We start from the raw sequence: 24,888 nt of genomic DNA, 5'->3' as shown, positions 1-24,888 counted from the left end.
AATTGTAGGAACTCTTTTGGTTAAATTATTTTTTTATGTAGATGTATTAAATACTTGAAAATTTACGTGATAAATGTAAGGAATTTTACGGATTAATTTCAGAGCATATTAGAATAGCTATTGGATTAAAATCTGTAATAAACTGAACTTCCGTCATAAAATCAGTTTAGAAAAGAAAAAATCTATGATCTGATACAGATTACCAGAATTCATTCCAAGTATTAAAGGAAATGATTCTTCCGAATAGTTGCTACTTTTATTTATACAACTATCGAATATCACTTCTAAACTTCCTTTGCCTTAAAACGAAACTGATAATCATTTTAAAACAGTGATAGTTAGTCCTCAAAAGCAGTTTCTTTCCAAATTATGAATCTTTCATCGGCATTCTTATTGCCCCAGTCCCTATTGTATAAATTAGAAACAAAAATAGAGGAATACCGATGAGTACTAAAACTCTGAGGAGATTCAATTACTTTGGACTCTTCCTCTCAATTACCATTTTTTTATTTGGTATAACGACAAATGCTCAATCAAGTTGGAATAGTCAGGATTGGGGATATCGAAGAGCAATTACAGAAAGCAACTCGACTGGAAATTTACTAACCAATTTCCAGATTAAAGTTACTCTCAATAATTCATTCGATTTCGGTCGCTGTAAAACAGACGGAAGCGATATCCGATTCACAAGCGATGATTCTCAAACACTAATTCCATACTGGATTGAAGAATGGAATCCTGCCGGGACTTCGGCAACAATTTGGGTTAAAGTTCCTACAATACCCACCGCAGGAACAACAATTTATCTATACTATGGTAATCCAAGCGCAATATTTCCTTCACCAGCTCCTCCTACAACTGTTGATCTTCCTCATACCGGTCCGTGGACAAATGTTGCAGGCGTAACTGTTAACGGAAGAAACGGTGGGCTACTTGCAGAAAATATGGTTGAAGAAAATGGAACATACTGGCAACTGTTTGCTGATAGAAATTTTTGTAATGCACAGCTCGGTTTAGCAAATAACATAACAGGTGATCCTGGTAATGCAAGCGGATGGAATTGGAATGGTAATCTGATTATTGATTTTTCGAACAGATCTACTAATCCCGCTTTTGCCGGTGATCTACGATTAAATAATACACCGGGAAATATTTTAGATCCATACTTAGATTGTCCACACATTGTGAAAGGTGACGATGGATATTGGTACCTATTCTATCATTGGATTGTTGGCGGCGATCCACATGGCTCTTGTGGTGTAAATGGCACATGGAGTTGGACACCTGGCGCTTATGCAGAAATTGGAATGGCACGTGCAATTTCAATCACCGGTCCATATACAGAGATCGATCCATTCATACTAAAATCTTCCGCTCGTGAAGGTGATACTGATTCATGGGATTGGGCTCGTGTTTCAGAGCCGAATGTTTTCAAACGTGATGATGGAAAATGGATTATGCTTTTTATGGCAGATAAAGGAAATTTTGATGATCCGGGAAATCCAAATCTTTATTATATCGAACAATGCAGTTATGCAATTGCAGATAACATAACGGGACCGTACACAAAATGGCATAACGGTAGTCAACCATTCATTGCATTCGGACCTTCAGGATCTCTTGATGCAGGGACAATAGCAGATGCTCATCCGGTAAAATTTGGAAATACATATTATATATTTTATGCAGCTTCTCCTTCTACTTTCGGATGGAGTACAATGTATCTAACAACAACGGATTGGGAGAATGTAACAAAATCTACTTCTTATGTTTATACTAATGAAGGTAACTCGCCTTTCCGCGGTGCAATATCAAAATTTAATAATACATATTACTTCTCATATTTAGGCAGCAGTGGAAGCAGCGGCGGGCCTTTTATGATTACTACACAACCTGCAACCGGTACAATACCGGGACAATCACTTTATGGCGCCGAATCAGTGTTTGATTTTTATGATGGCTTCGATGGTATTACTTTAGATCGATCAAAATGGAATGGCAGTGGAACTAGTGTCGATCCAGGATACACCGGGACAGCAACTGTTTCTAATGGTGAGCTAGTGGTTACAAACACAGGCGGTTTCATAAGTGAATTATCAGCCAAACAATTATTTGGCATAGGAAAAATGTTTGAGGCACGTGCAAAACACAGTTCTGCTGGATTTGCTGGTGAGATTGGTTTTGGCAGATTAGAATCAGGTTCAGCATGGAGCGGTCCTCCATATGGATTTAAGAATCAACGTATTATGGACTTACGCCCGATAAGCGGTGCGGGATTTATTATCGATGCTGACAACTCTGAACATGTTGAATCCCCTGGTGATTATGTTGTTACTTCAACACCACTTGATTTCTCAAACTATCTTGTGCACAAGGTAATGCGTGTAGATAACAACAATGTAAAATTTCAATTAGATAATTTTCCAATTACAACAATTTCAAATACAGCAGATCGACCGAACAGAGTATCAAGCGATCTTTTGGGACCATGGTTTTTCGTGCTTGGCGGTTCTTCAATGAATGTTGATTGGTTACGTGTTCGAGGATATGCCGATCCGGAACCTACATTTTCAATTAATGCTGAACAGCCGTTGAAATTAATAATTACTACAAGTACAGGAAGTGGTGGTTCAATCTCACCATCAGGAAGTGTTATAGTAAATTATGGTGGAAGTCAAACCTTTACAATTTCATCCAATGCCGGTTATCATGTTGCTGATGTATTGGTTGATGGTTCTTCAGTTGGTGCAGTGTTGAGTCATACTTTTACTAACGTAACAGCTACTCATACTATCTCAGCAAGTTTTTCAATCAATACTTACACAATCACTGCAACATCAGGAGCTAACGGAACAGTTACACCTCCTGGAATTACTACTATAAATTACGCTGGCAATCAAACATTTACAATTTCACCCTCTGTTGGTTACCAGGTCACTGATGTATTAGTTGACGGTTCTTCTGTTGGAGCTGTTTTAAGTCATCCATTTACAAACGTAACCGCCAATCATACTATATCGGCAAGTTTTAATATCCTCGCTCCTACTCCAATACATTATGTGTCGTTAAGCGGTACTAACATTTCACCTTATTCCAGTTTGGCAACTGCCGCAAACAATATTCAAAGTGCTGTAGATGCAGCAGATATAGGTGATCTCATTCTTGTCGGCAATGGAACATACACTCTTACTACTAATATTTCGGTTACTAAATCAGTAACGATACGCAGTGTTAATGGTTACACATTAACAATAATTGATGGGAATAACTCAACACGGTGTTTCTATATTAATCATGCGAATGCAGTGATTGATGGATTTACAATTACACATGGAAGTAACCTCTCTGGCTACGGAGGAGGCGTTCAGTGCGACAATGGAACTGTCCAGAATTGTATTATAGAGAACAATGCAGCAAGAGATGGCGGTGGTGTTGCATTAGATAATTCAGGAATGGTTATTAATTGTATCATCAGAAACAATACAGCGGATTGGGGCGGCGGTGTACGGTGCTTTAATGGAACTGTTCGAGGTTGTTTAATTACTGGAAATACAGCTACTCCTCACGGTGGCGGAATAAATATTTGGAGCGGCGGAATTGTTCAGAATTGTACTATCACGAATAACACTGCAACCGATGGCGCAGGAATTAGACTTTGGAACAATGGTGTAGTTGAAAACTCGATCATTTATTTTAATACCGGCAGTAGTAATTATATCATAGATGCGGGAACGGGAAACAGTCTTTCATACAGTTGTACAACTCCTCTATTTACTGGAACGGGAAACATTACTACTGATCCTCAATTTGTTGATGTCGTGACACATAATTATCAACTATTATCTACATCGCCAAGTATCAATAACGGTTTGAATGAAGCATGGATGGCAGGTGCAAATGATCTCAGTGGCAACAATAGAATTTTCGGCGGAACAGTTGATATTGGAGCTTATGAATATTCTGTTACAAACTTTTCAATTAATGCAAGTGCCGGAAGTGGAGGTTCGATCTCACCATCAGGAAGCGTGATTGTAAATCATGGTGGAAGTCAAACTTTTACAATTTCATCAAATGCCGGTTATCATATTGCTGATGTATTAGTAGATGGAATTTCTGTTGGAGCTGTTTTAAGTCATACATTTAATAATGTGACAGCCAATCATACAATCACTGCAAGTTTTACAATCAATACTTATACACTGACTATTACATCAGTAAACGGAACAGTTACAAAAAATCCAGATCAAACAAATTTCTCTCATGGATCAACAGTTCAACTTACTGCAACACCAGCATTCGGATTTACATTTACAGGTTGGAGCGGCGATGCAACCGGTTCTACAAATCCACTGACAGTCACAATGGACGGGAACAAAAATATTACTGCAAGCTTTGCAATTGATAACAGCACTTACATCCAAATAGGATCTACTACAGCAACTGCGGGATCGAGTGTAACAATTCCTGTTAGAGTTCATTTTGCAAGCGGCGCAAATATTCCTCGATATATTCTTCAAGGTAAAATTACTTTTGATCCGACTAAACTTGCATACAGAAGCAATTCTATTGGTTCTTTATTTACTGCGATGGGCTGGACATTCACCGGGTACTCAACTATTGCGGGAGAATTTGATTTTACTGCGACCGGTTATAATGCAATCTCATCAGACGGAATATTATTTAACCTAAACTTTGATATCATTTCAAATATATCCGGATCAACACAAATAACAAGTTTACCTTCTTATTGGTTGAGCAATAATTCAAATACGCCGGCATTATTTTCTGCAATCAATCCGGGAACAATAACTATTACATCCCAAAGTACATCATTTGTTACCGGAGATGTTGACGGGAACTTTAATGTAGATTTCAATGATGCAATTACAATAATCAATCATGTATTTAACGTCTTTACATTGCATGGGCAAGCATTATTAAATGCTGATGTTGACCACAGCGGAAATATAACGCTTGCTGATGCTGTCGGTGTAATACTCTATTGCACATTCGGTGATTGGAGCTATTCCCTTTCAATACTTTTTCCTTTGACAAATGCATATTTATCTATTGATAATCCGGTAGTAAATAATAGCGGAGTGGTTCTTCCTTTAAATATTAAAAATGCAGCAAATGTTAGAAGTCTGGAAGTAACGGTAGATTATGACGCTACAAAGTTTGATTTCCAATCTTTTAGTGCCGGAATCAATTCATCCAATACAATAACAAAAGCAAGTCAAGTTTCACCGGGACAAGCTAAGTTTGTTTTTGCTTCTAACGAATTGATGAATAATAATTTTTCAGCGGGAAGTATTACACTTAAAAATAAGAACGGAACTTTAGTGAACGGTGGATCTATTAATACGCGATATAAGATAAACGACGGGAAAGAAGTTACCGGAACTTCGATAAATACAGGTACTACCGGTATTGAAAATGATTACGGGAATGGAATTCCTTCTAAGTTCGAACTTGTTCAAAATTATCCGAATCCATTTAACCCTACCACAATAATTGATTTTAGAATTCCTATTACAGGATACTATGTTGTGAAAGTCTTTAACGCGATTGGTCAGACTGTTCGTGTCCTTGCTGAAAAAGAATTTTCTGTCGGGAATTACAAAGTTACTTTTGACGGAAATGATTTATCATCCGGAATTTATTTCTATCAGTTATTTGGTAACGGAGTAAATCTTATTAGAAAAATGATGCTGATTAAATAATCCCACACATTGATAAAGAAGAGAGGATTTCTACTCCTTAGTCCTCTCTTCTTTCTTTTCAGTCAAGAAGCGGTCGTGTTGAGGCGCTTGTTAGCCATTTATTTTATTTCTACAACTTTTCCTTTAGTTGCCTCAAGAGAACCATAATTACATTTCCATTTTTCATAAACTGGTGATAGCAATTGTATTAAAGATTTGCAATGATCATTGATCTTTGGATTAATAATATTTTTCGAATTAATTAATTGCCACATTATTTCAAGTGTAGCCATCAAAATATTTTTGGCTCTTTCAAAACTGAAATAAACAAAACGCCATTCAACACCTACATTTAATTCAGGATGTAAAATTGGTTCTTCTAATTTACCAGATGGATGAACAGCAAGATCACGGAATTTGAAAATAACTTGAAGAAACTTTCGCAAATTTTTGGTCCCATTCGATTTGAGAGAAAATGCTCTTCTTAGAACTTCTCCAATTTGTGCATGTCTTGAAGTTCTTCTCTCTCTCCATAATTCTGTCAAACTTTGCGGAATTTCTACATATTCTTTAATTGAACTGTAAAATGCATCTAATGCAATTGAGGCCGCCATTATTGATTGCATTGAAAATGCAAATTCTTCTTCAAGGAAATCAATTTTGTTTTCTTTGTTTTCATTCCAAGCTATTATTCGACTGTTTTTACTTTTTTGTGCTTCCAACAAATGTTCTAAAGATAGTTCTAACCATTTAGGGCAAACATCATAGTGGACTACAACCTTAACTTGCATTTCCTCTTGTTGATCCATTCTAATTTTAATTCCGCCAACGGGAATTGCCATTCTCATACCCTTCGTTATTAGAACTCCAGACATAATTTTATCCTAAATCAAAAATGGCTAACGACGTGGCAACTAAAGCGCCGCCCAAAACAGCGATGCCACAATTGCAAACGACTTTTTAGTTATAAATCAGTTTAAAAGTATAAATCAACTTTGAACAACAAACCAACTCTGAAAAGCCAAACCCAATTACCACATCAAACGACTGCATCGAAGATGCGGTCGCTTTGAGTTGCTGGTTATACAACCTTTATTTTATTATATAATTTTTGTCTTCAGTTTTTCAAAAAGATCAAACCCAATTCCGAGACCTAAACCAATAAATGCAGCGAATTTAGCATTTAGAAATATTGCAGAATCAATTTTCATTGCACTTGGATTAAAAATAAGAATCAAGATCAGAGTAGCAAGAATGTTAAACAATCCTAATAATAATGGAAGTGACAAACTTCTGATGAACAAAGGCAATGAATTGTATTTATTTATAAATAATTTGTAGCACAAAATTGAACTGAGTAAGCTTGCAATAAATATGATGTCTCTTATCAGAAATTTTGTAGTTATTGATTTTCCTTGCAGAAGCAAGTCTAGAATTAAAATAACAAATGCGGTTAAAAATTGTTCTTTCTTCTTCTGATACTTTAATACACTAAAAAAGATGGCACCATAAAATCCAGACAAGACAATGACTGATACTGGATATCGAAAGTTGAAAATAGCTGTGCCAAAAAATAGAAGCCCAAGAAGAATACAAACTACAAAACCGAATACAGCAGTTAATAAAAGACTTTTAATATTTGAGTTCATTTTGCACTCACATTATTTGGTTGTATAACTATTAGTTAACCCGCCAAATGACATAATAGCGGCTGTTTTATTTCTACTATTAAAAATTTTATTTTGGGGACAATCGAGTAAGCAGCGTACAAAACCCAATTACAACTTAAATTAAATTTTCTTTTGTGTAAAGATAAATTACAACAAGCACTTTGCATTTTATAGACTCCGGATCAAGTCCGGAGTGACAAAGTAATCTTCAGTTAAATATTTAAGTCTGAGATTGCTTCGTCATTCTTCGACAAGCTCAGAACTCCTCGCAATGACAAACATTCTTTTAAGCCAACAGCTAAAAGCTAACCGCTAATAGCTATCTGCTGTGCTTTTCTTTGAATCCCTTCATCATCCATTTACGTGCTAATATCAAAAATACCGGCGACATAATTGCAATGAATCCGTAGATGAGCCACATGAATTCCGTATTCATCGGTACGGACGGTGTTTGTTCAGGTGAAGGACAATAGTGCATCAAGAACCAGCCGGAGTAAAGACTTGTAACTACTTTTGTAAGGAACCATGGGAATTGTCCGATGCCCATATAGATGCCGGTCATGTTCTTCGGTGCAATTTCTGCAACCCACTGCAAAAATCTCGGCTGCCACATCGCTTCACCGATAGTCATAATAATTATATAGGCGATAAGTGTATTTAAGTTCGGTCCCAATGCAAGAATAAAAGTTGGAGAAGCCATTACAAAAGTTCCGATGATCATCATTGTGTACGCATTCTTTTTCGATGTTAGTGCCGCGATCATAGGAGTTAGAATGAAGATGAAGATAGGATTGAGGTTTACAAAAAATTCATAATTATCCTTTACAAATCCTCCAAATGCCCTGCTTGCATAAAGCGGAATAGTCAACCAATTGTGAGCGAACAAAGTTTGTACTGGTATCAATGCAAAAATGAAGAACAAAAACCGTTTATCTTTCAACGGAAAATTTTTCAAGTAGAATTTCAGTTTTTCTTTTGCCGTCATTTTAGCAAGTTCATCTTCATCTTCCTGCTGATTAACATTTTTCTCCTTAGAAGCTATCTCTATAGCTTTTGCAACTGCTTTCTTAGTTATAATAAAATAGACGACTGCAATTCCAGCAACCGTGAGACCAACATAAACCCAGAAAACACCGAGAATGCTTGTAGATCTTCTAATTGGTGAAGAAATTAATCCCGGTAAAAATCCGCCAAGATTCATCAACGCATACAACATTGCGTAACCCATTGCAGCAGTATTTTCATTTGTAAATTTTTTAACAGCTGCATAAGCCGCGGGTTGATACATTCCATAACCGATCACTACGCCAAGTATTCCAAGCATTGAGTAGATGTGAGCCGAACCCCATAGTCCCGTAGCGCCAAGATGCGGTGCAGTTGATAAAAGTATTCTTCCAAAAAACATGAATGAGAGTGAATACAATAACGCTTTGCGTACTCCGACAATATCTACTGTAGCACCAAGGAATAACATGCTCAACGTAATTCCCGCAGTAAGAACGCCAACCATATTTCCCGCACGGATATCATCGAGTTTTATGTAATCATTAAAATAAATTGCAAGAAGTCCTACTACTCCAAAGTAAGTTAGTCCTTCAAGAATGTAAGATATATTCAAACCGAGTAACGCACGGGAAGTATGTGCAAGATCTATGAAAGGCTGTGTAACTTCCCAAATGATATTTGAGAAAGTATTTTTTTCATCACGTTCTACATTTTCTCTTCTATAAATGAATAGCACAATTATCGCAGCAATAGGCGGGAAAAACAACGCCCACGTAAACATTGCTGGTGCATTAAATCCTTTCTTAATTGCAAGACGAGTTGCACCGAGCAGAATAACAAAGTAAGTTATTAATGTCAGACCGATTACAGAAACTAATAAATCCATAGTTCACCATTAGTTAGGTTATAAAATATTTACCTCAGGAATTAATTCAATTCCAAATTTATCAAAGACAGCTTTCTGAATTTCTTGCGAGAATGTTTTGATCTGCTCTCCCGTTGCACTGCCCATATTGATTATAACCAACGCTTGACGGTTATATGTTGCTACGTCTCCGATTCTCTTACCTTTGTAGCCGCATTTTTCAATTAGAAATCCGGCAGGTAATTTGTATTTATTTTTATCTAATTTGAAAAATACAGTTTCCTCAAAATCTCTTTTCAATTCTAAAAATTTTTCTTCATTCACTTCCGGATTCTTAAAGAAACTTCCCGCATTTCCAAAACGCTGAGGATCGGGAAGCTTACTCATTCTAATTTTGTTAATTGTCTCACGTACTCTTCTGATCGTCAACTTTTCTTTGTTCGCTTTTCCTAAATAATCATTCAAGGAACGGTAATTAAGATTGAACTGTTTTTCTTTCTGTAATTTCAAAATAACTTTAGTGATTATGAACTTCCCTTTCAATTCCCTTTTGAAAATACTGTCTCGGTAATCGAACTTGCATTCATTTTTTTTATAAATCTTTTTCTCTCCCGATTCTAAGTTAATTCCTTCAAGAGATACGAATACGTCCTTAATTTCTACACCGTAAGCGCCGATGTTTTGAATCGGTGCGGCTCCGACAGTTCCGGGAATGAGTGAAAGGTTTTCGATTCCGTAATATTTATTCTCAACACAGTAGGAAACCAAGTCATTCCAAATCTCTCCGGCTGAAGATTCAATGATTACATACTTTTCATTTTCTTCTACTACGCGTATTCCCTTCTCAACATAATGGATGACTAAACCGTCATAATTTTTAGTGAACAGGATGTTACTTCCACTGCCAAGAATAAGTTTATTCATACTGTTGAAACGTTTGGATTGTAATATTTCCAATATCTCTTTTTCAGATTCAACAGACATGAAATAATTAGCTTTTACATTAACACCGAATGTGTTGTAGGATTTTAAGGATTTGTTTTCTTGAATTTTAAGCATGGTTATAGATTAAACGTTGATTCCACTTTCTTCCAATTAATCTCTTCTATTTTATATCCGTCCGATCTAAACATTATACCGCCGGACTTATCAGTTCTTACAATGTTAATTTTATTTTGATTGAACCGTTCAATAATATCTTTATGCGGATGATTAAATTTGTTCATAACTCCGGCACTAATGATCGCGTAATTTGGTTTAACAAAATCCAGAAATTCTTCGCTTGTACTTGATCTGCTTCCGTGATGCCCAGCTTTTAGAACATCAGATTGTAAAAATGTTTTGTATTTACTCACGTAGTCGCTTTCAACTTTTGTACTTGCATCGCCTGTAAACAAAAAAGAATTATTCCCATACACCAACTTAAGCATTCCGCTTTGATCATTCGAACTCATAGATTCAAAATAATGGTTTGTAGTGTCATTCAAAACATAAATACGGCTGTTGCCGATCGGAATTATTTGTTTTGAATAATATTGGAATGGAACTCCTTCTTCTGATAACATCTTTTCAAGATCAATATCTTTTTGAAATTTCGGATCAAGCTTTGGTTTATAAATAAATTTAATTCTATGTTTTTTTATTATTGATAAGAATCCCTTGTAATGATCGGAATCAACGTGAGAAATAAATCCGTAGTCAATTTTATCAATACCTAATTTATCCATTAAAGGTAAAATCACGCGTTCGCCGTTATCAAAATATTCCGTCGCTTCACCCGCATCTATCAATGCTGTTTTACCATTTGGAAATTTTACCAATAGGCCATCACCTTGCCCAACATCTACAGCCGTAACTGATAAAATATTCTTCGGCATCAATTCATAATTATCTAAACGCATGAACATAATCCATAGCACAACTGATAAAGTTACTCCGGCAATTTTTGCGTTTCTATTTGTAAATATTTTTAAGATGAAAAATATAAATGCTAAGACGAGATAAAATAATATTGCGTCGTAAACACTGAACTGGTTAATAAAAATGTATGAGTATTTATCTCCACCCATTAAACGAACGAAGAAATACATAACGTATGTCAGCAGTTCATTAGCAGAAGCAAATACGGAACCGAACCAGCTGAAAATAGAACCGATAAACAATGTGAATATTCCCAAGGCTACAATTGCACCTGAAACCGGAATAACAACTAAGTTGGCAAGCAAAGCAGATACAGAAAGACGATGGAAATAAGTTAGCGTAAAAGGAAGCGTTCCTATTTGTGCCGATAAAGAGGTAACGCAAAAAACTAAAAACCAATTCAGCCATTTTATTTTTATGTGCATGTTATCAACTGCACGCTTCATTGGCGGGTAGATTAAGATCAGCGATAATATCGCTGAGAAGGATAATTGAAAACTTGGATTGAATAATTCATTCGGACTAATCAATAAAATGATAAAAGCCGAAAGAGACAAAGCATTTAAGCTGTTGTATTCTCTGCCCATAGCCGGTGCTGCTAATAAGGCAACAGCCATTACTGTTGATCTGAACACCGGCGCGTCTGCACCGGTTATTATCAGATAGAACAACAAGCCGATCAATGTTAATGTGTAGCGCGTAAAAATATTAAACCTATTGAAGACAACTAAGAAGATCAGAACAATGTAACCAACATGTAAGCCGGAGACAGACAATACATGCACAACTCCAGAATTAATAAATTCATTTTTGATAACATAATCAATCGAGCCTTGATCAGCTAGTAGTAATCCGCGAAGTAAGCCGGCTGTAGTTTTGTTATGCAGCGATGTGATTTGCTCATCCAACTTTTTTCTGATTTGATGAATTGTGTTTTTGTAAACCGAAACTTCCTTCGAGATAAATTTTACGTCATCGGTTTTATAGATATTTGCGATTGCAACAATTCCCTTTCCGCTTAGATATTTTTCATAATCAAATTCGCCCGGATTTCTTTCATTCCTTGGTTTTATAATATTTCCAAAGATTTGTATTCTGTTCCCAATTTCTAATTGATCAAATAGTTTTGATGTTTTTCTATCTTCATCATAAACAGAACAAAGTATTTTAAATGTGCCTTGAAACTTCTGCTCTTTTGTAGTTACAGTGTCGGCAGATAAATATAAAATTATTCTGCCTTCTTTTTTCAATTCTATATTATCTATCGTACCGCTGATTAAAGTTTTAGTATATTTTTCTAAATGAAACGGATAGCGAACTTTCGGAGGTGATACAACTGAATAATAAAGCGACCCGCAAAGAAGTATTGCTATAATTATTGGAATAACTTTTAACTGTTCAGTATAAGTTGATTTTAGGTAATGAAATATTACCGAGATGAATAAAGCAGACGAGAAGAAAATTAAAAGTGTAATTAATGGAATGGACAAAATAGACTGGAAGATTATTCCAATCATAAAAAGAATTACAAATTTTATGAGAGGATATTTACTCAATCATACATCTCCATTATTGCCGGTTTGATATCGTAAAGCTTCTTAATCTTCTTTGATAATAATTCTGCATCCTTCCCGGCTGTAATTCCTATTGCAGGATTCAGTGTGTGCATCTTAATAGAAAGATCCTCAAAGTTTCCGTGATCAGAACAAACAACAAGTGTCATATTTTTTTTTAGATTTGTAATTATATGAAAAAGAAAACGATCCAGAATTCCCGTTGTGTATTCAAGCCATTCACTGTTTCTGCCGTGACCAAGATGATCTGTGTGAAATATTTCAAATAATGTAAAATGATTTTTCGAACCAAGCCGTATTAAACGATCCGCCGCAGTTTCAGCATTTATAACCTTCAATTTATAATTCATCTTTTCTACAAAGAGGCGGTTGTTAATATCGGCGGCCAAAGCTTTTCCTTTATGAATGTCACTTATATTATTCAACCTCATTCCATTCATAATACAGCTTAAAGTGGTTACACTTAATCTTCTTCTTCCGGAATTTACATAATCAAAAAATTGTTTTGGATATGCATTTACGAAATAAACTTTCTTTCTTCTTTGCATGAAAGAACGAAAGATATTTTTTTCTTTTATGATTGGTACAAGCGTTGAGTAAGGATAAGGTCCGAAATGTTTTCCGATATATTTTGGTGCATTAATGCCGCAGAAGATTGATGTCTGTCCGGTTCCGCTTAAAGGTATATCAGGAATACCCATGGAAGCATCAACAGGAAAAAGAAAGGCATTATTACCTTTTAGTTTTTGTTTATCAATATGAGGAATCTCACCGAAGATTTCTGAGAATGTTTTGAAGCCATACTTGAAGAAGGGATTGTATTCGTAATCTTTCTTTCCGATTCCAACACCATCCATGAAGATCATTATTGTTGAGTGCAATTCTTGATCCTTTCTTTTTCAACCACCCCCATGTCCCCCTCCTTAGTTAAGGTTCAAGTAAAATTGTTACCGGTCCATCATTAAATATTTTTACCATCATCATCGCGCCAAACACTCCGTATTTAACTTTATCATTTCCAAGATTACTTTTCATCCGAGCTATAAATTTTTCATACATTGATTCTGCAACATCAGGACGAGCAGCATCTGTAAAACTCGGACGATTTCCCTTTCTTGCGTCTCCGTATAAAGTGAATTGAGAAATAATTAGAACTTCCCCATTAATATCTTTTAGAGAAAGATTCATCTTTTCATTTTCGTCCTCAAAGATCCGCAAGTTGGAACATTTGTCGGCAACAAAATTCAAATCTTCTTCGGTATCACCTTCTTTTACTCCAAGAAGAATCACCATCCCTTTTTTTATTTCTGAATAATATTTCTGCTCAACAATAAGAACTGATCCTTCCGTTACTCTTTGAACCAATGCTCTCATTTCAATTCTCCAACAACGACTCTATCAATTTGCTGATAATCTTTTACAAAATAAATATTTATGAAATCATTCTTTTCTAAAATATCTGCTATAAACTTTTCTTGATCTTTGCCGACTTCTAAAAAGATCTTACCATTATTCTTAAATAATATTTGTGCTCTTTCCGCTATCGTTCGATATAAATCTAATCCGTCACTCGAATCCGTAACGGCAACCATAGGTTCGTAATTTTTGATTTCATTTTGAAGAATCGGATATTCTTCTTTGCTGACATATGGAGGATTAGAAACTATTATATCGAATTGATAACTACACACATAATTTTTAACATCAGCAGTAATGAAATGAATTTTTTCTTCAACTCTATTAGCCACGGCATTCTCTCTGGCTATAGATAATGCTTTTTCAGAAATATCAACAGCAATTATTTCTACATTATCTAAATTTTTCGCTAAAGAAATAGAAATATTTCCGCTTCCAGTTCCGATATCTAATATTTTCAATCCGGGTTTATCTTTACAGAACTTAATTACCTCTTCAACCAATATTTCTGTTTCCGGTCGTGGTATTAGAACATCTGGTGTTACTTTAAAAGGTAAACCATAAAACTCAACATTACCGATAATATATTGGAGCGGTTCAAACTTTCCACGACGAGTGATCCATTCCCGGTAAATATCAACTTCGTTTTCCTTTAACGGTTGATCGAACTTTAGATAAAGATCCAATCGCTTACATTTTAAGATTTCAGAGAGAAGCAGTTCAGCATTTAAGCGCGGCGATTCTATTCCTTTCTTTTCAAGAAAGTCTGTAGATAGCTGTAATGATTCTAAAACTGTCAAAATTTATTTCCATGATTGGTATTATCTGATAGCTGACCACTGATTGCTGAAAGCTGTTACTGAAAAATAAAAAAAACTATTGGATTTATAACCGTAAGATGTTCGAACAATCTTTGTAAAATTAATTATATGCCATGGGTTGTTCGCGACAACCTAGCGTATTGCCACTACGCAAAACATAACAATTTGAATCCTACTTGATGTTCATCAGCAATATGTACTACGTCATTTAACGCTGGATAAAGTTGGATATTTGGTGATACTACGTTCTTGGAGTTTGCAATTTTCTCCAACATTGCTAAGTCTTTTTTTGCAAGTGCTCCTAATAGCTGTTCTTTCTTCCATGATTTTCGGAAGCTTACGTCACTCGATTCGCAAAGCTCAACTAATTCTTGTTTTGAATACGCTGTCTCGATAGCCTCTGAAGAAAACGAAGGTATAACCAGACCAGATTCAAGCAATTCTTGGGATGTTTTGTCAAAATTTATACCGAGGCTACGAATTGGACCGCTGGTTAGATTGTTGGTTAATAAGTTGAGCAAAGACCCGCCCCTTTTTTCTACAGCATAAAAAAGCTGTAACCGCGCGGCCGGCGTAAGCGCTATGATCTTTTCCCTCATCTTAGTTTCGATAGTTCTGTTGGGGATTTCTCTAACATCAAATTTCTCATATCCCGCCCAAAGGGTTTCTGGAAATTCTTCTGCCATCATGCTTATCCATGAGTTCGCCTTTTTAGCAAGTGATTGTAGATCAGTTGACCATAACGGTTGGTGGACTATGCAGGCCCACGATACAATTCGAGGAATTTCTCCAGTGATCATGAACGCCCTGCCACCACCGCCTTTTTCCGCTACAATAAACAATGCTTTTAGCTCCGGTAATGCGCATGCTGATGAAAACGAAACATACTTCTCGAATGGAATTGATAGAATATTATCAACGCTCTTTTCAATCCACCCGTTGCCAAATGGATTACCTTCAACCACCATTCGCATTAAATATTTGATGCTGTCTATGTCACCTACTACAATCCGCTCGGAAATAAATGGCACTAAGTCTGTACACGGAACCCGAGAATTTGGTGCATACCGACTGTCTAGAATTGGATACTCAGGATGACCCAAGCCTTTTATCGTGGATAGAAATTGATCTACTACGCTTGAGCTATCGCTGATTTTTTTAAACATGATTTTCTCCTGACGTATAACGGTCTTTACAACGAAACCGCCACCCAGAACAAACGGCTAAGTTTTATCAACGCAACTTTATTTTATAAATCAGTTTTGTATTACTAATAAACTTTACAAGAACAATTAGTCCTAAAAACTAAAACCAATTGCCAAATCCTAAGACCGCATCTTAATCGCGGTCAGTTTTGAGTTGCTGGTTAGCCCTCAATGAATATATATTTTATCGATTATTTTTCAATGAAACGAATGTGTAGATGTCCTTTAAAGTGTGGTTTATCTTCCAAAAATTCTTTCAGAATAAATACTGGGTCATGGTTTGGCCACAGATAATTCATAAAGTGCACATGTGAACCATAATCCCAACGATTACCTTTCTCCGAAGCGTCGCGTTGATCAAAATAAAAAAAACGCCACTGGGTAATATCTCTATTATAGAACATATGCCCGACTAATTGGCGTCTAACTTTTATTACTTGAGCAAGTTTTCTTAAAAGATTTGAAGTATCAACAGGACTTAGTTTATCGATATGTATTTTGGGTAATGTATTTAATGTCGATTGTAAATCGTTAGGGACTATTTCTCGATGATATATTTTATGATAATAATTTAACTTTCTATCTTCCGCCATATTAATAAGGTTTGAAAAATCTTTTGCATAAATCGTTAATTTTTTACAATGTTTTTCTAAGATACTCTTCTTATTTATTTCAAATATCTTAAGTAGTCCATCAATATTGCTTTGTTGCGCCATATGTAATATCATTAAGGGTTAACTATTAAATATCCCAATCGAATTTATATTAACGTAAAGTAGTATGCTTGTGTAGTATTCGGCGCAGTTTGTGTTTCCGGTTTGTCCGCAAGAGAAATTTGTTGTTTCATTCCCCACTAAACTATTCCAATTGTTACAAATGCAAATTAGGAGAAAATAGAAACTATTCAAACAAAATTATTACATAGAGACGCCCCATGGGGCGTCTTTACAAAATGTATTTGGGAATATTTTATGGACTAATACTCAATTAACTTTTTTTTGCAATCGCGTCCTTAATTCTTTCCGGTGTCATCGGCATTCTATTTAGTCTAATACCAAGTTTATCATATATAGCATTTCCAATTGCAGCACCAACTGTTATAATTGCCGGTTCACCTCCACCTTGAGGCGGTTCATTTTTCTTATCCAGAATAACAGTTTCTATTTTTGGCAACCATGAGAATTTTGGAATTTCATAAGTATCATAATTTTTATTTAAGATTTCTCCATTACTAAATTTAATTTCTTCTGTTAATGCATAACCGAGTCCCATCATAATGCATCCTTCCATTTGTATAGTTGCTCCTTCAGGATTAATAACAAGTCCCATATTCTGAGCACAGACAACCCGGTTCACTTTAACATTTCCGTTTTTTGAATTCACATCAACTTCTACAATCATAGCTACATAAGATCCGGCATCAATACCGCACGCGATTCCAAAACCTTTTCCGCTCGGATTTTTCGAAAATGATTTCCATCCGAATTTTTCTCCCGCAACTTTTAATACTTCAATCATTTTTTTGTCGGTCAAGTTTTTCATTCTGAATTCAAGCGGATCCACACCGGCTTTAGCAGCCATAATATCAATCTGACATTCTCTTGCAAAAGTATTTGTATTGTTGCCGGGCGCTCGCCATGCACCGGTTGCAAATGGATGATTTTGGACCAAACTATTCCTATTACCGCTATAAGACTTTGTGTTTGAATTTTGAATATTATAAAAATGTGTTGCACCTCTTTCACCGGCAAAGTAAACATTGTAATCCCAAAAACTAATATCGTTTGAACTAGTTAATCCCGATCTGACTTTTACAATTGCTGCTGGGTGAAATGCATCGTAAAAAAATTCTTCTTTTCTAGAATATGCAACCATAACCGGTTTACCGGTTAGTTTTGCTAATCGAGCTGCATCAACTATTTGCAGATTTCTTGTTTTGCCTCCAAAACCTCCACCGACATATGGAGTAATAATGCGGACATTCTCAGAAGCAACTCCTAGAGCACGAGCTACTTCTTCTTTAGCTGTAAAAGGATTTTGTGTTGATGCCCATACTGTAACTTTGTTACCATCCATCTTGGCTACTGCAGTGTGCGGTTCAATAGGCGAATGAGCAACATAACTATCATAATAAGTTTCATCTATAACCGTAGCAGACTGCTTTTCTCCTTGATTTATATCTCCGTTATGCGATACTACCTTTCCATCACCGGCAACTTGCATGAGGTGTTCATATATATTTTCATTATTTAATTTGGATTCGGAAGGGCTAAATTTTGCTTTAATTTTTTCCAATGCTTTTTCTGCAACGTCGGGATATTTATGAAGTACAGCAACAAGATCTCCATCTTGAACAACAACTACATCGTTCATCTTTTTCACTTCGGATAAATCAACATCAATTAGTTTTGCGCCATGCGCAGGCGGTCTTAACACTTTTGCGTATAGCATATCGGGGAACTGCATATCACCCGCAAACTTTGCTTTACCTGTAACTTTCTCAATAGCATCAACTCTTGTTATAGATTTATTCATAATCTTGAATTCGGATGGATCTTTTATTTTTGGTTTGCCTTTTAGATGCCGTTCTATCTTCTTCCCTTTTGTAAGTTCTGCATAAGAAATATTTTTCTTACGATTTAACTTTTGATAAATTACACCTTCCTCAACGGATAATTTATCAACCGGAATTTTTAACTGTTCGGAAGCTAATTCTAACAAAACGTTTCTTGCTTCTGCTGCTGCTGCTCTTAACGGTGGTCCAAAAAACCTTGTGCTCATAGAACCGAACGTTCCCATATCCCACGGACATAGATCAGTATCGCCCATGATCATCTGAACCGAATCAAGAGTTACATCCAATTCATCGGCAAGCATTTGTGCAAGCGAAGTAATTATTCCTTGCCCCATTTCAATCTTGCCGGTAAAACAACTGGTTCTTCCCTGTTCATCTATTCTTAAGAATGCATTGAAGTCGGTGGGCAGTTCACCTCTTCTTCTCTGTTCTTGTTGAACATATCCTAAAGTATCTCCGACTGTGAAAAGAATAAACAATCCGCCGCCGAGAAGTTTTATAAATTCTCTTCTATCAACTTCGAACGGAATTTTAATATCTTTGAAATCCAGATCTAAATAATTATCATTTTTCATTTCATGCCTCCTACTTCATTTCAGTTGATGCTGTTTGAATAGCTTCAACAATTCTTTTATGAGCACTACATCTGCAAAAATTATCATCCATTTCTTTTATGATCTCGTCGTAAGTCGATTTTGGTTTCTTCTTTAGTAAACCGTAAGCGTTCATAATCATTCCCGGTGTGCAGTAACCGCATTGAAGTGCATCTTTCTCTGCAAATGCTTTTTGTAAAGGATGCAGTTTGCCGTTATTTATTAATCCTTCAATCGTAAGCACTTCTTTCCCTTTAACACTTTTAACTGCTATACTGCAAGAACGTTCAGCTTTATTATTAATTAGAACAGTACAGGCACCGCAAAATCCTTCTCCGCACCCGTACTTAGTACCGGTTAAACCGAAGTCGGTTCTAAGAACCCATAACAACATTCTTTCACCGTCTGCGTTTACTTTAACTGCTTTACCGTTAAGTTTGAATTCGATGAGCTCAGACATAACGAACTCCTTGAGAATTGATTTATTTAATTAGTTTTGAAAATCTATGATTATAAATGTAAAAATATTATAAAATAATTTAACCCGTAAGAATACCATATTCTAAAAACTCGCGCCCACTTCCAATAGGAGGAAGCTTTAGTGCAACTATAGAAGTAGAAAGAAATATTAAAAAAAGAAAATACTTAATGTATGCATTGACGCAGCTATTGAATCTCTCGGTTGGAGGAAGTTTCATAAAATCATTACAGTGATACGCCGACAGCAGTCAGCACTTTACCTTTAGTTTCCGGAAAAGTCCAAATCCATATTCCGGTGAGCAAAGCAAACAGCGCTGCAAGTGAAATTCCTCCGCCCAATCCGTATTTAGCGGCTATCAAAGTAATTACTACAGGTGTAAAGAATTGAACACCTCTAGCAAGATTAAATGCAGTACCCATCGCTGTATTTCTGATCGACGTAGGAAAAATTTCGGAAAAGAGAGAACCGAATCCGCCGAACATACCGGTTCCGAATCCAACCAAAAACATGAATACTAAGATCACGAGCGGAACGGAAACTATCACATCCCACATAATGGTAATCATAATCAATCCCGCCGCCATAATAACCGAGTAGATCGAATATGCAGGTCGTCTGCCAAAATGATCGGCAATATACCCGAATATAAAATAACCGATGAACCCACCGGCTTGAGTTACCAAAATCCACAAGGCTGATTTCGTGAGAGAGAATTGTCTTTGCTGATGAAGATATCCCGGCAACCAAGAATATGTGAACCAGTAAGCGGACATATCGAAAATTGCCAGTATCAATGCTTGAATGAAAAGTCTTCTATACTGTTTTGAAAACAGTAGTACAAATTTGTTTTCAGTTTCAGTAATGATTTCATTTTCGGAAATCTGTTTACCGGAAATGATTTTTTTCCGTTCTTCCCATAAATCCGATTCCGGCAAGTGTTTTCTAATAAATATTACAAGCAAAGCCGGTAGAACTGAAACGAAAAAACAGATCCGCCAGCCGACCATCGGAGCGATTAATCCGCCAACCACTGAGGCAAGAGCAACGCCGATTGGCGCACCGGTTTGCATGAACGCGCAATATTTTCCTCTCATCTTTGCATGAAAAGTTTCACCCACATATGTTTGCCCGGTTGCCCATTCACCGCCAACTCCTAAACCGGTTATTATTCTGAAAATGACAAGAGTGAAAAGACTAAATGATAATCCGCATAAGAATGTTCCGATACTGTAGACTAAAATTGTCAATTGAAGAACCGTTCGCCGACCGATTTTATCGGAAAGAATTCCAAATAAAACTCCTCCTAATGCAGTTGCTGCAAGCGATGAACCTAATACGAATGAAAGTGCAACATCGCTGAGGTGCAATTCCTTTCCGATCGGTATCAAAAGAAAAGTGTAAAGAACAAGATCATAAAAATCGAATACCCATCCTGCCCAGCTCATAATTAAGATCTGGTAATGCTTCTTTGTCGGTTTTTCAGATTCATTTAACAAGATTTTTTGCATGGCAATCCTCGCTTGTTATTTATCGAAGATGTGAACATATCAAACTCAACAATTTTGATTGCCGTATAAAATTCGTTCCGGCAATTATGCTCATCCTTGTATTATCTTTGTGTGGCAGTCAAGGTCCATACCTTGACTGAATTACTGTTACTCTTGTCAAGGAGTGGTCCTTGACAACCAGAAATGATTTTCTGAATAGTGAGAATCTACAGCTATAATGTACTGGAAATAACTTTTATCCTTTCTCACGGTCTTTGCTAATTTATATTTGGCTGATCGAAAATAAGAATAAAATATTCAGATTCATAAAATAAATTATCCGGTCTATGATGGGATATCTTTTTCTGAGTAAACAAATTATTTTTTATAAGTTGTAAGAAGATACTCAGCAACAGCATCTGCTTCGTTCGGTTTTAAACCTTGGTTAGGCATTGAAGGATATTCTGGATTAACTTTGGTAGGATTCAAAATATATTTTACAAGAAGATCTTTCTTCCCCTCATATTTAGGCATTGTTGAATTGTACGGAGGTCCAACTATTCTTTTATCGAAGTTATGGCAAGCTATGCATCTTCCGTTGTAAATATCAGCACCGCTTATTGCTGCAACACCGATCCCAAGTCCTTCATTTATTTTAGTTTGATATGTTTCGTAGTTAGCGGCTAGAATTGCATATTGTTTTTTAGTACTTACATCAAATGAATATTGATCGCGTATAATAAGAACAAACACTGCAACTATAATTAAATAGATTACTGCAGAATTATATTTTGTACTCGATTCTTTCAGCATTACATAAAACAAACTGGACACAATTAAGATCAAGCAAAGTGCAAAAACTGAATAACCGAATACACCGTATGAGAGCGACAACTTTGATCTCATCATTACTGATAAGACAACGAACAACAGAAGAATTATGGATGCCAATAATCCTCTCAATAAAACAAAATCTCTGATGTAACTCTTAAATTCATCACTATAATTAGAAACTTCCGAATTAGTTTTAAAGTAACGGTATAAGATCATTGCTGAAGTAATTAAGAAAGCAGATAAAATAAATTGTACGAAACCAACTAATGCGTTAAAAGAAAAAACCATTTCAGCAATGTTGCCTACACTCTCCCATCTTTCTGTATCGAATGATAATTGTATAGCACCACAGAATATATAGATCGAGATTAGAAGTAAAGTAATACCATACTTACCCGACTTACCAAAAATCTTTACTGCTCTTTCTTGTTTTGCAATTCTGTTTTTTTCAATGTCTGTCAGGCTAGGGCTTTCATCACTTACTTTTACTTTGAAAAGAAAACCATTTTTATAATAATAAATCAACAAGAGTGCAGTGAACAAAAATAGAAGAGAAATGAAAAGATACCCATGCACACTTGCGTTTGTCTGATTGAGCAATTGAGCAAACCCAAATATTAAACTCAACATCGGTACAATTCCTAAAGCAAAAGCCACGCTTTTGTTAAACGTGATCATTTCAATCAAGTCTTCAGAGAGTTTGTAGAAATTTTCATTATTCTCTTTAATACCTCTCTTTCTGAAATAAAGCGAGTATGCCAGATTACCAAACAGTAAACTCAAATAAGGGATCAGAATAACAAATGCAACCACGATCAAATATTTGATCAAGACCATATGATGAGCTGATTGAGGTAATATTGCTTTATCTAAAAATTCCATTGTACATCCGATTTATCCGCCTCTGGCGGGTTATAATACTTTAAGAAATAATTTATCAATAGAGATAATCAAAACAACAGCTAAGACATATAAGTTAATACTCAAGAAAGCTTTTCTGAAAATTATCCTTTCAAGATAATCTGATAATATTCCTCTCGTTTTCCACATCAACCAAACACCCAGCAGAAACAAAATTATTAGAACATAGTAACTTGATGATACGTTAAAGAAAGGAATCAACAAACAACTTGTAACGAGTGCGGCAATCCAAATAAAAGTTATTCTTCCAAGCTGAAGTTCATTAAATATTTTTGTAAGTGTCGGAAATCCGGCTTTCTCATAATCTTTACTGTGAAGTAAAAGCAAGAGCCAAAAATGCGGTATCTGCCAGATGAAAAAGAATAATGCAAGTGATAATATCTTCATATCAAATACATTTCCTCCTGAAGCAGTCCAGCCTATCATTGGCGGAAGAGCGCCTATGACAGAACCCGGGACAACAGCAAGCGCAAATCTTTTTTTCAACGGAGTATAAATTATATTGTACCAGATCAACGCAATAAAACCAAGTATTAACGCTGTTAAGTTTGATGAGAAATAAATTATCGCCAAACCAATGATTGCCAACAAGAACGAAACAACAACTGCATAGAAAGGTGTAACTCTTCCCGAAGGTATCGGTCTCCCCTTCGTTCGTTCCATTTGTGCATCAAGATCTCTTTCTTGATAATGATTCAACGCGGATGAACCACAAGCTAATAAGAATACTCCGATCACAATAAACAGCAGAGTCCATTCAAACTTTCCGGAATGTAAAATGTACCCTACCGATGTAGAAACTGCAACAAAGGAAGTTATTTTAACTTTGCCGAGTTCTAAAATTATTCCAATATGTTTTTTCAATTGATGAAACAATTATTGCTCAATTATTCGTTTGAATTTTTGTTAAAGGAACACCGGGGCGTTCTAACCATTTGTAAAAATCATTGTCTTGTAAAACTTTTACTTTTGTATACATAGCTGAATGATTCAATCCGCAATACTCCGCACATGCTACATCATAATCACCGACTATCTTAGGTGTAAAATATAAATGCGTTGTTTTACCATAAAGAATATCTTCTTTAATTCTAAATGCAGGAATATAAAAAGCATGGTTCACATCCATTGACTGCATCTCTAAATCTATTCCGGTGTTTACAGGTACATAAAGTGTATCTGCTTTTTTCCCGTTCTTATATTCGAAAGAAAACTGCCACATCCTTGCGGTTACTTTAACTGTGTAAGGATTTGCCGGAATATCTCTTATCTCCCTAAAACTTGAATAGCCGAAATAAAACATTGAAAGGACAAGTAATGTTGGAATAACGATCCATACTACTTCAAGAAGAATATTGCCGTGAATATCAACAGGGGCGTGTCCTTTCTTTCTATTGAATTTGAAAACGAAATAGATCATTGTCGCCGTAATTCCCAGAAGAAGAACTACGGAAATAGCAACAATATATAACATCACAAAATCAACTGAATCAGTATGTGTAGTTGGACCAAAACCCATTTAATTCCTCAACGATAGATGTAATCAAAAAATGTTAAGAGAAAAATTATAAATAAAGTAGAGCCGCTTATTCCAAGAAATACTTTGAAGATCGGTTCGTCAAATTTTATATGCATAAAAATATTTATAACCAGTGCGGATTTTATTGCAGCGATCAATAATGCAATAAATAAAGTATATCTTCCCAAATTTACACCGGCGATCGTTACTGTAAGTGATGTAAACGCAAGCAGCGCAAGCCAAACTATTATATATGTTCCGTAACTAATATGGTGTTTATTGTTTCCGCTCATGAATCTT

The 24,888-nt window shown here is 35.8% G+C and carries 18 protein-coding genes; 1 reads left to right on the top strand and 17 read right to left on the bottom strand.

Annotated features, from left to right (window positions below; genetic code table 11):
• The first annotated feature begins 443 nt into the window (after positions 1 to 443).
• On the top strand, positions 444 to 5,723 hold the full coding sequence (locus NTZ27_02425) for a DUF2341 domain-containing protein (GenBank protein ID MCX6173592.1): 5,280 nt from the start codon (positions 444 to 446) through the stop codon (positions 5,721 to 5,723).
• A 98-nt stretch (positions 5,724 to 5,821) separates the two neighbouring features.
• Here the strand turns inward: NTZ27_02425 and NTZ27_02420 are convergent, their stop codons facing one another.
• The 17 genes from NTZ27_02420 to NTZ27_02340 all read right to left on the bottom strand — a co-directional run bounded on the left by NTZ27_02420 (position 5,822) and on the right by NTZ27_02340 (position 24,881).
• Positions 5,822 to 6,577: a hypothetical protein gene (locus NTZ27_02420; GenBank protein MCX6173591.1), complete on the bottom strand. Its 756-nt coding sequence runs from the start codon at positions 6,575 to 6,577 to the stop codon at positions 5,822 to 5,824.
• 225 nt (positions 6,578 to 6,802) lie between these two features.
• A complete protein-coding gene (locus NTZ27_02415) occupies positions 6,803 to 7,351 on the bottom strand; it encodes a hypothetical protein (GenBank protein ID MCX6173590.1) in 549 nt (182 codons plus the stop codon).
• Positions 7,352 to 7,691: 340 nt separating this feature from the next.
• The gene (locus tag NTZ27_02410) at positions 7,692 to 9,263 is read right to left on the bottom strand and encodes an MFS transporter (protein ID MCX6173589.1); all 1,572 of its coding nucleotides are present in this window, start codon (positions 9,261 to 9,263) and stop codon (positions 7,692 to 7,694) included.
• Between the two features lie 18 nt (positions 9,264 to 9,281).
• On the bottom strand, positions 9,282 to 10,301 hold the full coding sequence (gene murB / locus NTZ27_02405; protein MCX6173588.1) for a UDP-N-acetylmuramate dehydrogenase: 1,020 nt from the start codon (positions 10,299 to 10,301) through the stop codon (positions 9,282 to 9,284).
• Between the two features lie 2 nt (positions 10,302 to 10,303).
• Positions 10,304 to 12,718: a DNA internalization-related competence protein ComEC/Rec2 gene (locus NTZ27_02400; protein ID MCX6173587.1), complete on the bottom strand. Its 2,415-nt coding sequence runs from the start codon at positions 12,716 to 12,718 to the stop codon at positions 10,304 to 10,306.
• Positions 12,715 to 13,617 (bottom strand): alkaline phosphatase family protein, encoded by a 903-nt coding sequence (locus NTZ27_02395; protein ID MCX6173586.1) that lies wholly within the window; start codon positions 13,615 to 13,617, stop codon positions 12,715 to 12,717. Before NTZ27_02395 ends, NTZ27_02400 begins: the two co-directional genes overlap by 4 nt.
• A 46-nt stretch (positions 13,618 to 13,663) precedes the next feature.
• Positions 13,664 to 14,110, bottom strand: a complete 447-nt coding sequence (dtd, locus tag NTZ27_02390) for a D-aminoacyl-tRNA deacylase (GenBank protein ID MCX6173585.1) — start codon at positions 14,108 to 14,110, stop codon at positions 13,664 to 13,666.
• Complete coding sequence (prmC, locus tag NTZ27_02385; protein MCX6173584.1) at positions 14,107 to 14,952, bottom strand: peptide chain release factor N(5)-glutamine methyltransferase; 846 nt, start codon at positions 14,950 to 14,952, stop codon at positions 14,107 to 14,109. Before prmC ends, dtd begins: the two co-directional genes overlap by 4 nt.
• Before the next feature lie 167 nt (positions 14,953 to 15,119).
• The gene (locus NTZ27_02380; protein MCX6173583.1) at positions 15,120 to 16,076 is read right to left on the bottom strand and encodes a hypothetical protein; all 957 of its coding nucleotides are present in this window, start codon (positions 16,074 to 16,076) and stop codon (positions 15,120 to 15,122) included.
• 293 nt (positions 16,077 to 16,369) lie between these two features.
• Positions 16,370 to 16,894 (bottom strand): hypothetical protein, encoded by a 525-nt coding sequence (locus NTZ27_02375; GenBank protein MCX6173582.1) that lies wholly within the window; start codon positions 16,892 to 16,894, stop codon positions 16,370 to 16,372.
• Between the two features lie 271 nt (positions 16,895 to 17,165).
• Positions 17,166 to 19,328, bottom strand: coding sequence for a molybdopterin-dependent oxidoreductase (locus tag NTZ27_02370; protein MCX6173581.1), 2,163 nt, complete (start codon positions 19,326 to 19,328; stop codon positions 17,166 to 17,168).
• 10 nt (positions 19,329 to 19,338) lie between these two features.
• Complete coding sequence (locus NTZ27_02365) at positions 19,339 to 19,806, bottom strand: (2Fe-2S)-binding protein (GenBank protein ID MCX6173580.1); 468 nt, start codon at positions 19,804 to 19,806, stop codon at positions 19,339 to 19,341.
• 245 nt (positions 19,807 to 20,051) lie between these two features.
• Positions 20,052 to 21,335 (bottom strand): MFS transporter, encoded by a 1,284-nt coding sequence (locus NTZ27_02360; GenBank protein ID MCX6173579.1) that lies wholly within the window; start codon positions 21,333 to 21,335, stop codon positions 20,052 to 20,054.
• Between the two features lie 357 nt (positions 21,336 to 21,692).
• A complete protein-coding gene (locus NTZ27_02355) occupies positions 21,693 to 23,030 on the bottom strand; it encodes a hypothetical protein (GenBank protein ID MCX6173578.1) in 1,338 nt (445 codons plus the stop codon).
• A 30-nt stretch (positions 23,031 to 23,060) separates the two neighbouring features.
• Entirely contained in the window at positions 23,061 to 23,945 is an 885-nt protein-coding gene (locus NTZ27_02350; GenBank protein ID MCX6173577.1) for a protoheme IX farnesyltransferase, read from the bottom strand.
• 7 nt (positions 23,946 to 23,952) lie between these two features.
• Complete coding sequence (coxB, locus tag NTZ27_02345; protein ID MCX6173576.1) at positions 23,953 to 24,588, bottom strand: cytochrome c oxidase subunit II; 636 nt, start codon at positions 24,586 to 24,588, stop codon at positions 23,953 to 23,955.
• Between the two features lie 8 nt (positions 24,589 to 24,596).
• Complete coding sequence (locus NTZ27_02340) at positions 24,597 to 24,881, bottom strand: cytochrome C oxidase subunit IV family protein (protein MCX6173575.1); 285 nt, start codon at positions 24,879 to 24,881, stop codon at positions 24,597 to 24,599.
• Positions 24,882 to 24,888 lie beyond the last annotated feature (7 nt).

The sequence above is a fragment of the Ignavibacteriales bacterium genome, assembly GCA_026390775.1.
Classification (GTDB): domain Bacteria; phylum Bacteroidota; class Ignavibacteria; order Ignavibacteriales; family Melioribacteraceae; genus Fen-1258.
This window is presented reverse-complemented; position numbering and strand designations above follow the sequence as displayed.